Here is a 9,832-nt window from a genome sequence, read left to right on the forward strand (position 1 = left end):
CCGTTATTGTTTCCAGTAGCATTGTTAGCTCTTGTTAAGCTATAGTTTTTACTGCCACTGACCCTATTGACTATCTGCCAAGATAGGTCTCAATAACTGCGTCATCGTTTTGCACTTCTGCCAAGGTGCCTTCTGCTAAAATTGCCCCATTTGCCAGTACGGTTACCTTCTCACTAATCGCATCAATAAAGGTCATGTCATGTTCAACCACCACAAGAGTATGGTTTTTCTTAAGACGTAGACACAGCTCAGCAGTATGCTCCGTTTCGGCGTCAGTCATGCCGGCGACAGGCTCATCAAGTAAGATAAGCTTAGGGCTTTGCATGAGTAACATGCCAATCTCTAGCCACTGCTTTTGACCATGAGATAACAGCCCAGCTGGCTTATGGAGCATGTCTTTTAAACGGATTTGTTCAAGTGTTGAATCAAGGGTATTCTGTGTGTCGGCATCAATTTTAGTAAACCAGCTTTTTGAAACCCGTTTGTCTTTAGGTGCTGCAAGCATTAAATTATCAAGTACGGTAAAGTTCTCAAACACTGTTGGTTTTTGAAACTTACGACCAATGCCTGCTTCAGCAATTTGCTCGGTAGACAGCTTCGATAAATCATGAACCTGACCAAAAAACGCCGTGCCTTCAGTGGGACGAGTTTTCCCTGTAATGACATCCATTAGGGTGGTTTTACCCGCCCCATTAGGTCCAATAACGCAGCGCAGCTCACCTTCTTCGATATAAAGCGATAAATTGTTTAGAGCACGAAACGAGTCAAACCAGACACTGACTTCTTCTAAATAGAGCGCAATACCATGGCTCATATCAGGCCCTGACTTAGGTTTAGGATGCGCTAAGCCATCGCTATCCCCATAATCCTCACCTAAGCTAGTGGTTACAGGCGTAGTCGTTGTCGCCTTGTTGGTTAATTTAGGCTCTACACTATTGGGTTTAACAGCTACAGGGTTATTCTCACTGTAGTCTGTTGCCCCTTTAATAGGGGTTTTGACTAATCCTTCAGTTGCTGTAGGCTGCGCTAAGTTTGAATCAATTGATTGTTTTGGCATTATTATTTTTCCTTCTTAAAGCGGTCGAGTAGGCCAATAATGCCATTCGGCATAAATAAGGTAACGACAACAAATAGCCCACCTAAGATAAGTAACCAAAATTCAGGGTAGGCAACCGTAAAGTAAGTTTTGATAGCATTCACAGCGCCAGCACCAACAATGGCACCAATCAAGGTTCCACGACCACCAGCAGCAACCCAAACAGCCATCTCAATAGAGTTAACTGGGTTCATCTCGCCTGGATTAATAATACCTACTTGTGGGACGTATAGCGCCCCAGCGATACCCGCAATCACAGCAGACAATACCCAAGCAGATAGCTTGTACCAAAGCGTACGATAGCCCAGATATTGCAAGCGGTTTTCACTATCACGAATGGCGCCAAGTACACGTCCATAAGGTTGATTCATTAAATAGCGAAGTCCGACATATGAGACCAGTAGTGCCAAAGCGGTCGCAAAGCAAAGCATGGCTCTGGTTGAGGCGGCGGTAATATCATAGCCAAGTAACGTGGTAAATCCTGTGAAGCCGTTATTACCCCCAAAGCCAGTTTCGTTACGGAAGAATAGCAATGCTGCTGCATAGGTCATGGCTTGAGTAATGATGGAGAAGTAAACGCCTTTGATTTTTGAGCGAAACGCAAAGAAACCAAATATAAAAGCGATCAGACCGGGGACTAGTACCACAAGCGCCATCGCCCACCAGAAGTTTTGCGTTCCAGCCCAATACCACGGCATTTCCGTCCAGCTTAAAAACCGCATAAAGTCAGGCAATCCCGCGCCAGCAGTTTCCCTTGTTAAGTACATCCCAAAGGCATAACCGCCTAGGGCAAAATAAAGACCATGACCTAAGCTTAGGATACCGGCATAGCCCCACACTAAGTCTAAGGCTAAGGCTACCATAGCAAGCGCCATGATCTTACCAATCAGGGTAATCCAGTAGGCAGATAGGTGCAACGCTGACGTTTCTGGCATTAAATGTAGCCAAGGTAGTATCAGCAGTACTAGGAAACAGAGCCCAATAAGAATAGAGTTTCGTGGTGAATCAGATAACAGTTGAGTAATACGCATGAGGTTCTCCTTAATCCACAAAGCGGCCTTTGAGGGCGAATAAACCTTGTGGACGTTTCTGAATAAACAGAATCACAAGAACCAGTAACACAATCTTAGCCATCACAGCACCAATGCCAATTTCAAGCATCGTACCGCTGACACCAAGGCCTAGAGCTGCCAATACAGCGCCCCATACTTGACCAACACCGCCAACGACAACCACTAAAAAGGCATCGATTATATAAGTCTGACCTAAGTCAGGGCCGACGTTACCCACTTGTGCCAATGCGCAACCAGCGAGTCCTGCTAGCCCTGAACCAAGTCCAAAAGCGAGCATATCGATGCGGGCAGAAGGGATGCCTACGGCGCGCGCCATTTGACGGTTTTGAGTTACGGCACGGACAAACAAACCAAAGCGGGTTTTATTCAGCAAATACACCAGTAGCGCCAATACAATCACGGTAAAACCGATAATAGCAATACGGTTATAAGGCAGTGATAAGCTTGCGGACACCTGATACGCACCGCTTAACCAGTCAACGTTACTCACTTCCACGTTTTGTGCGCCAAAAACCATACGCACTAATTGCATCAGAATGAGACTGACACCGAAGGTCGCCAATAAGGTTTCGAGCTCTCGGCCGTACAAGGGACGAATGACAATACGCTCGATAATCATGCCAATAACAGCACTGACTAAGAAGGCAACAGGGATGGCTGCGACTAAATACCAGCCTGCCATGCCCGGTAGATAGGATTGAAATAGATTTTGCACCACATAAGTGGCGTAAGCGCCAATCATAATAAGCTCACCATGTGCCATATTTATGACACCTAGTAACCCAAAGGTAATGGCAAGACCAAGAGCGGCTAAAAGCAAAATACTGGCAGTACTCATACCGGTAAATAAATGACCTGTCCAAGTACTTATTTTAATGCGATTGGCGACACTGCTTTCAGCCGCAACTAAGGCGCTTTTTAAAGCGGGGTCTATAGTGTCTGCCGCAAGGGCAGCTTGAAGGTCGACCAATACCTGAGGGCTGTCGCTATCTGCAAGCTGATTTACCGCCGCAACTTTAGTAGGTAGATCGCCATCTCTAAAATTGATACGGGCTTGCAGGTCGGCAAGCGCCTCTTGCACCTTACCATTATCTTCTTTGGCAGCAGCGGCGGAGATGGTCGCAGGGTCAACTTGATCTATATTGACAGATAAAATCTCTACTGCCTTTAAACGCTGAGCGGTATCGTCAGATGCAAGTTTGACCTTAGCCTGACCAAAGGTCAATGCTGAGCGCAGTGTATTGGTCAAGGTCACTTGGGATAAGTCGCTAGGCCAATCAGTAGTTTCTTGTTTGTCAGGATAGGTAAACAGTTGATCTTCACTGTTTAACAAATAAGTGTGTCCACCGTTGCCCTGATACAGCTCATCTTTACTAATAAGCTCAACTAACGTATCTAAGCTTTCAGCGGTTCCAGGCCAGCTGTTTAACATGGCTTGGCGCTGAGCAAAATCGGCGGCGACAAACTGCTCAATGGCATCACCAGATTTGGCTGCAGCGGATTGAGGGTTAACCGATTGAGAACTGACCGATTGCGGATTGACCGATTGAGAGTTAGCTGGCTGCGCCGCCGTTTGAGTGCTTGAAGCATCTTGGGCGGCAGTATCAGGGGTAGTCAGTGAGTGTTCATTCTGATCTTGTAAGGTTGAATCAGGCGATGTCGCATGCTCAGAGGATACAGCAACCGTATTCATAGCCTTTGTCGCTTCTGTTTGAGCTTGAGCAGGCGTCAATGCTAGTAAAAGTGCTAATATCAATGCAGTAATTAACGTGACTAATACAGTGGGCACCCATAAACAAAGGTTCATAAGACGTTTTATTAACCCTTGTTTATAAGTCTCTGCATGATTTGATATCAGTAACGTACTATATTTCTGAATAGTGCTATTGATATTATCGGTATTAAGAGAGGCTGTCTGTGTGGTCACTGAGCGGATTGGTGGGCATGGCATCTTTTACGGCTCCAAAGTGATTTAAAATCGACATTCCCTGCAATGATGTCTAACCTTTTTATACTAATTACCAGATATTGACCTCAACGTTGCCGTTTTAGTTCCTTTATCCAATAAGCAGTATCCTGCAGGGAGGTGATCTTTTATATTTCTTTATGTGGGGTTATAAAATAACCCTAAGCTATGTCAGCCTTATTTAGGAATGTATTGACTCCAAGGCTCAGCACGAATTACCTCTGGCGTTTTATTAATCACATCAAACTGTCCATCAGCACGGATTTGACCAATCATAACCGGCTTCCATAAGTGATGATTTTCCTCATCCATCTTCAAAGTGTAACCTGAAGGCGCATCGAACGTTTGACCACCCATGCTAATACGTACTTTATCAACATCAGTCGTACCCGCTTTCTCTACCGCTTGCTTCCACATGTTGATACCCACATAAGTGGCTTCCATTGGATCGTTAGTCACCACTTTGTCCGCATTCGGTAGCTTATGATCCAGTGCGTACTTTTTATATTTATTGGTAAAATCGTTATTCACAGGATTTTTGATAGACATAAAGTAGTTCCATGCTGCCAAATGGCCTTCTAATAAGCTGGTATCAATACCACGTAGTTCTTCTTCCCCTACTGAGAATGCCATCACAGGAATATCAGAAGCCTTGATACCTTGGTTAGCCAGTTCACGATAAAATGGCACGTTTGAATCACCATTAATGGTAGAGATAACCGCTGTCTTTTTACCGGTAGAGAATTTTTTAACATTCGAGACAATAGTCTGATAGTTGCTGAAGCCAAATGGAGTATATTCTTCCATGATATCTTCATCTACCACACCTTTAGATTTCAAAAACGCTCTTAAAATCTGGTTGGTGGTACGCGGATACACATAATCGGTACCCAAAAGTACAAAACGTTCAGCACTACCGCCTTCAGGGCTCATTAGGTATTCAACAGCAGGAATTGCCTGCTGGTTAGGTGCTGCGCCCGTATAGAAGATATTTTCAGATTGCTCTTGACCTTCATATTGTACTGGGTAGAACATTAAGCCATTTAATTCTTCAACGACTGGTAGCACAGACTTACGAGATACTGACGTCCAACCACCAAATATCACGTCTACTTTATCTTGGGTTAATAGCTGGCGGGCTTTTTCCGCAAATAAAGGCCAGTCTGAAGCAGGATCAACGACCACAGCTTCAAGCTGCTTACCTAACACACCGCCATTGGCATTGATTTCATCAATGGTCATCAGTGCAGTATCTTTCAGAGACGTCTCAGAGATGGCCATGGTGCCAGATAAAGAATGCAAGATACCCACTTTAATCGTGTCGCCATCTGCAGCTGGTGTGGTGGTGGTTTCTGTAGTTTCTGTCGAAGCTTCAGCTGGTGTGGTCTCTGCAGCTGTTTCAGCAGGTTTTTGGCAACCAATTAGGCTCAAGCTACCGACAATAGCAACGGCAAGTAGTGACAAACGAGAGGTAAAAAGAGTGTCAGAAGTGGCGGCTGCATTTACAGCAGTAGAAGAGGGTAATATAAACATTTATTTCTCCAAAAATTCAAAATAACGGTCTTGTAAACAGATGTAACGTGCTGTGATTTACTGTTATGAATAGTTCAATATCTGTGCCAACCTTAAAAAAGTGGAATTTAATGAAAATATGTATGCTTTGGAGAATTTACAGGGGCATTCATGCACCAAACATGCACCAAAATAGTTACTTATTTTACGATTTACAGTAAATCTGCACTAAATTGGACATTTTATGGATTATGATTTCTATGGATTAATCATGTTAGGGTGTAAAAATAGTAACTAACTATGACATTGGTTTGGTTATTTATTGAAAAAAAGCCGAGTCGCGCATTTCCTAAAATAGTAATACAGCTATTTTGCAAAAATATTTGAAAATTAGGATCAGCTTTATCAAATGCATCTAATACCACAAATAAATACTATAAACAGAATCTTTTAGGACTCGCTTTAAGCACTGATGACTGTCTTAATAATCAGGGTTGTCATAATATGTACTATACCCCTTAATATGATCATGTCGTTTTAAAGAACACTATTTAGGTAGGTGCTATTTAGGTAGGTGCTATTTATTAGCTAGATACTATTGAGTGTGTAAATAGTTTTGTGGTAATGATCATTTAATAACAGTCTCCCCTAAGAACGTTATGGAGAGAGCTATAAAATAGTTATAGAAAGGAGATCGCATGTGTATTGTGGCAATAGCATGGCAGTTATTTGATGAGATGCCATTGGTGCTATTATCAAATCGAGATGAGTTTTATGCGCGTCCTACCACGCCAGCGCATCAATGGGAAGATGCGCCAATATTTGCTGGGCGAGATGAAAAAAGTGGTGGCACTTGGCTTGGGTATCATCAACAGACTCTAAATCAAAGTAGTGGCAATCAATTTGTCAGCCAAAATGGACGATGGGCCGCAGTATTAAATTTTCGTGATGGCGTACAGGCGACTGAGGACCAACGCTCACGGGGCGAATTAGTAGCAGGTTTTCTTACCTCTGAGCTATCGCCTATGCAGTTTGCTCGTCAGATTGACTTGCAAGCTTACGCAGGATTTAATTTAATTATCGGGGACATTCGCCAAGCGGTTGTGGTCAACAATCGAGGTTATCCGCCAACCTCTCTTTATAGTGGACTACATATCCTATCAAATGGTCAGCCAGAAAGCAGTTGGTATAAGTGTGAACGTTTACGCGGGCGGGTGCGCCAAGAAGTGCTGCCGCTTATAGCCGAAAGCTTTGAGCTTAAAAATAGCGAGGAAAGTTACTGGAAACCAGCGGCATGGAATGTACTGTCTGATACGCAGCAAGCCGCAGATGATCAATTACCTCATACGGGTATGCCCGAGACGCTTGAAAAAGCATTATCATCGATTTGTATTGATACCCCAGAATTGAGTCATTATGGTACACGTACTCAGAGCCTCCTGACCATGAGTTTAGCCTCACATTTAGTACCCAGCTTTAACCTAGCTTTCGACACAAATAAACAACACGCTCATAATACCTCAATCTTAACGTTAGAGAGTCGTGAATATCCGCATCATACTAATTAATCATAGTACCTAAATCTCGTGACTGGGCTAATGGCTTTGTTGGATGCGAAAGATAAAGTATAGAGTTACCAAAACCCATAAAAATAGTATGGTTTTAAACTGGCTTGTCATATTTTAAGGGTATATTCTATAAGAGAGATAACCTATATAAGACAAACAGCAATCTAAGTACAAGGAGTACCACATGAGCATGATGAAATCCCTAATATTTGTTGAGCCAGGTAAAATTGAAATCACTGAAAAAAAGATACCAGACGTCGGCCCCAATGATGCTCTAATTAAAATTACCACAACCACCATTTGCGGTACCGACATTCATATCTTTAAAGGTGAGTATCCTGTGGCACAGGGTCTGACCATCGGTCACGAGCCTGTAGGCATTATTGAGAAGCTTGGTAGTGCGGTGATGGGCTACGAAGAGGGGCAACGGGTGGTTGCAGGTGCAATTTGCCCTACCTTTACCTCCTATGCGAGCCAAGATGGCTTTCCTTCTCAAGATGGCGGTTATATTCAGCCAGATGGTACGTGTGCTTGTCATGGTTATAAGGCCACTGGGGGTTGGCGCTTTGGTAATATCATCGATGGTACTCAAGCCGAATATGTTCTAGTGCCAGACGCACAAGCAAACCTAGCCCCTGTCCCTGATGGCTTAACCGATGAGCAAGTATTGATGTGCCCTGACATCATGTCCACGGGCTTTAAAGGCGCTGAAAATGCCAATATTCAAATAGGCGATATCGTCGCTATTTTTGCCCAAGGGCCAATTGGCTTATGTGCCACAGCGGGTGCTAAATTAAAAGGCGCGTCGACTATTATCGCCATCGATGGTAATAACGATCGCTTGGCAATGGCTAAAAAAATGGGCGCTGATATTACTTTAAACTTTAAAGAAGTGGACGTCGTAGACGAAGTGATGAAGCTAACAGGGGGGCGCGGCGTCGACAGTAGTATCGAAGCATTGGGATTACAGTCGACATTCGAGCAGGGGCTCAAGATACTCAAGCCGGGTGGTACATTTTCAAGCTTAGGCGTCTATTCTGAGGACTTGACCATTCCTATGGCGCATTTTGCCGCAGGACTTGGCGATCATACTATTCGCACCGCACTGTGTCCGGGGGGTAAAGAGCGTATGCGCCGTCTGATGAATGTGATTGAATCAGGTCGCATTGATTTGTCTGAAATGGTCACTCATACTTATGCGTTAGATGACATTGTTGAGGCCTATGATTTATTTATGCATCAACGAGATGGCGTGTTAAAAGTGGCTATCAAGCCATAATGTAACGGCTAATAAATTCGTTTAGCCTTCTTATTCTCAAGCTTGTTCGTTAATAAGCTCCTTTTTTGTAAACTTATTTCAGGACGGGACTATAAAAGCGAAAGAGGCTAATCAATATTTGCTTAGTCTTTTTTTTATTGATAGGGATAGGGGATATATGTTAAGAATTATTACAGTTATGTTGCTTCGAGTAACTATATATAGTAAATTCTTTAACAGTAACTACATAAAGCCTTTAACTGAAAATCACATAATGTGAATACCTATTAAATAAATCCTAAGAGAACTGACGATGGCTCAACAGACCCAACTAATGATTAAAAAAAATGGCATAGAATCTTATTCAGTTGTGCTGAATCACGAACAGACTTCAAAGTTTATAGCCATAGAAGATATGCAGGTATCTCTAATTAATGCTGAGACAGGACAACCTGAGACAAAGTTGCAAGCCAAAAAGTCAGGAAATGATTTAATTGTTGCCAGTGATACTGGCGAAGATTTCTTAATTATTGAAGATTTTTATACAGTAGAAAATATTGAACTTGGCACAGTCACAGATACTGGGGTAGGTTTCGTTGAATTTGCTCCCATTGAAGAAGGTATAGCAGAAACAGCAGGTCTCACGTCAGAATCCTCATACACACCCTTAGTAACGCAAATGTTAGATAGTGTGGCAACAGCTGGGCCTATAGTTATAAATGGAATTAGCAATACAACTTTATTAGGTGGCCTAGGTGCTTTAGCTTTGGGGGCAATAGTAATAGACAATAATAGTTCATCTTCTTCAAGTGGACCTCGCAATAATCTTCCTGAATCAACTGACACTGCCATTGATGCAGTCGAGGACACCGTAGCGACAGGTAGTTTGTCTGATGCGACAGACGCTGATGGTGACAGCCTAACCTACGCACTAGCAGATGCCCCAAGCAAAGGTAGCGTCGTGATTGAAGCGGATGGTAGCTATACTTATACACCAAATGCCGATTTTAATGGCACTGATAGCTTTACCTATACCATTGATGACGGTCAAAGCGGCGTGATAACCCAAACCGCAACAGTGAGTATAGAGGGTGTCAACGATGCGCCAGTATCAGCAGACAGCAGTATTGAAGCGGTGGAAGATACCGTCGCGACAGGTCAATTAGCAACAGCCACAGATGTTGATGGCGATGAGCTTACCTTTGCTTTAGCAGATGGAACCAGCAATGGTACAGTGGTTGTCAATGCGGATGGTAGCTACAAATACACACCAAATGCTAACTTTAATGGCACCGATAGCTTTACCTATACCATCACGGATGGCACAGAAACCATTACTCAAACAGCGACTATCATGGT

7 protein-coding genes are annotated in these 9,832 nt (G+C 43.3%); 3 read left to right on the forward strand and 4 right to left on the reverse strand.

The annotated features are described in order from the left end of the window. Positions 1-70: 70 nt before the first annotated feature. The 4 genes from urtD to urtA all read right to left on the reverse strand — a co-directional run bounded on the left by urtD (position 71) and on the right by urtA (position 5,668). A complete protein-coding gene (gene urtD / locus AC2SLL_RS06025) occupies positions 71-1,057 on the reverse strand; it encodes an urea ABC transporter ATP-binding protein UrtD (RefSeq protein ID WP_486530781.1) in 987 nt (328 codons plus the stop codon). Between the two features lie 2 nt (positions 1,058-1,059). Beyond that, on the reverse strand, positions 1,060-2,127 hold the full coding sequence (gene urtC / locus AC2SLL_RS06030; RefSeq protein ID WP_486530782.1) for an urea ABC transporter permease subunit UrtC: 1,068 nt from the start codon (positions 2,125-2,127) through the stop codon (positions 1,060-1,062). A gap of 10 nt (positions 2,128-2,137) precedes the next feature. Next, positions 2,138-4,120 (reverse strand): urea ABC transporter permease subunit UrtB, encoded by a 1,983-nt coding sequence (gene urtB / locus AC2SLL_RS06035; RefSeq protein ID WP_486530783.1) that lies wholly within the window; start codon positions 4,118-4,120, stop codon positions 2,138-2,140. Positions 4,121-4,312: 192 nt separating this feature from the next. After that, positions 4,313-5,668 carry an urea ABC transporter substrate-binding protein gene (urtA, locus tag AC2SLL_RS06040; RefSeq protein ID WP_486530784.1) on the reverse strand — a complete coding sequence of 452 codons (1,356 nt, stop codon included), beginning with the start codon at positions 5,666-5,668 and terminating at the stop codon, positions 4,313-4,315. A 677-nt stretch (positions 5,669-6,345) separates the two neighbouring features. Here urtA and AC2SLL_RS06045 point away from each other — a divergent pair. From AC2SLL_RS06045 to AC2SLL_RS06055, 3 genes are all read left to right on the forward strand, one after another. Beyond that, positions 6,346-7,215 (forward strand): NRDE family protein, encoded by an 870-nt coding sequence (locus AC2SLL_RS06045; protein WP_486530785.1) that lies wholly within the window; start codon positions 6,346-6,348, stop codon positions 7,213-7,215. A gap of 184 nt (positions 7,216-7,399) precedes the next feature. After that, the gene (locus AC2SLL_RS06050) at positions 7,400-8,494 is read left to right on the forward strand and encodes an NAD(P)-dependent alcohol dehydrogenase (RefSeq protein ID WP_486530786.1); all 1,095 of its coding nucleotides are present in this window, start codon (positions 7,400-7,402) and stop codon (positions 8,492-8,494) included. A gap of 292 nt (positions 8,495-8,786) precedes the next feature. Continuing rightward, positions 8,787-9,832, forward strand: a 1,046-nt coding sequence (locus tag AC2SLL_RS06055; protein WP_486530787.1) for a cadherin-like domain-containing protein, incomplete at its 3' end; no start/stop codon positions are given.

Source organism: Psychrobacter sp. CX97 (genome assembly GCF_057396285.1).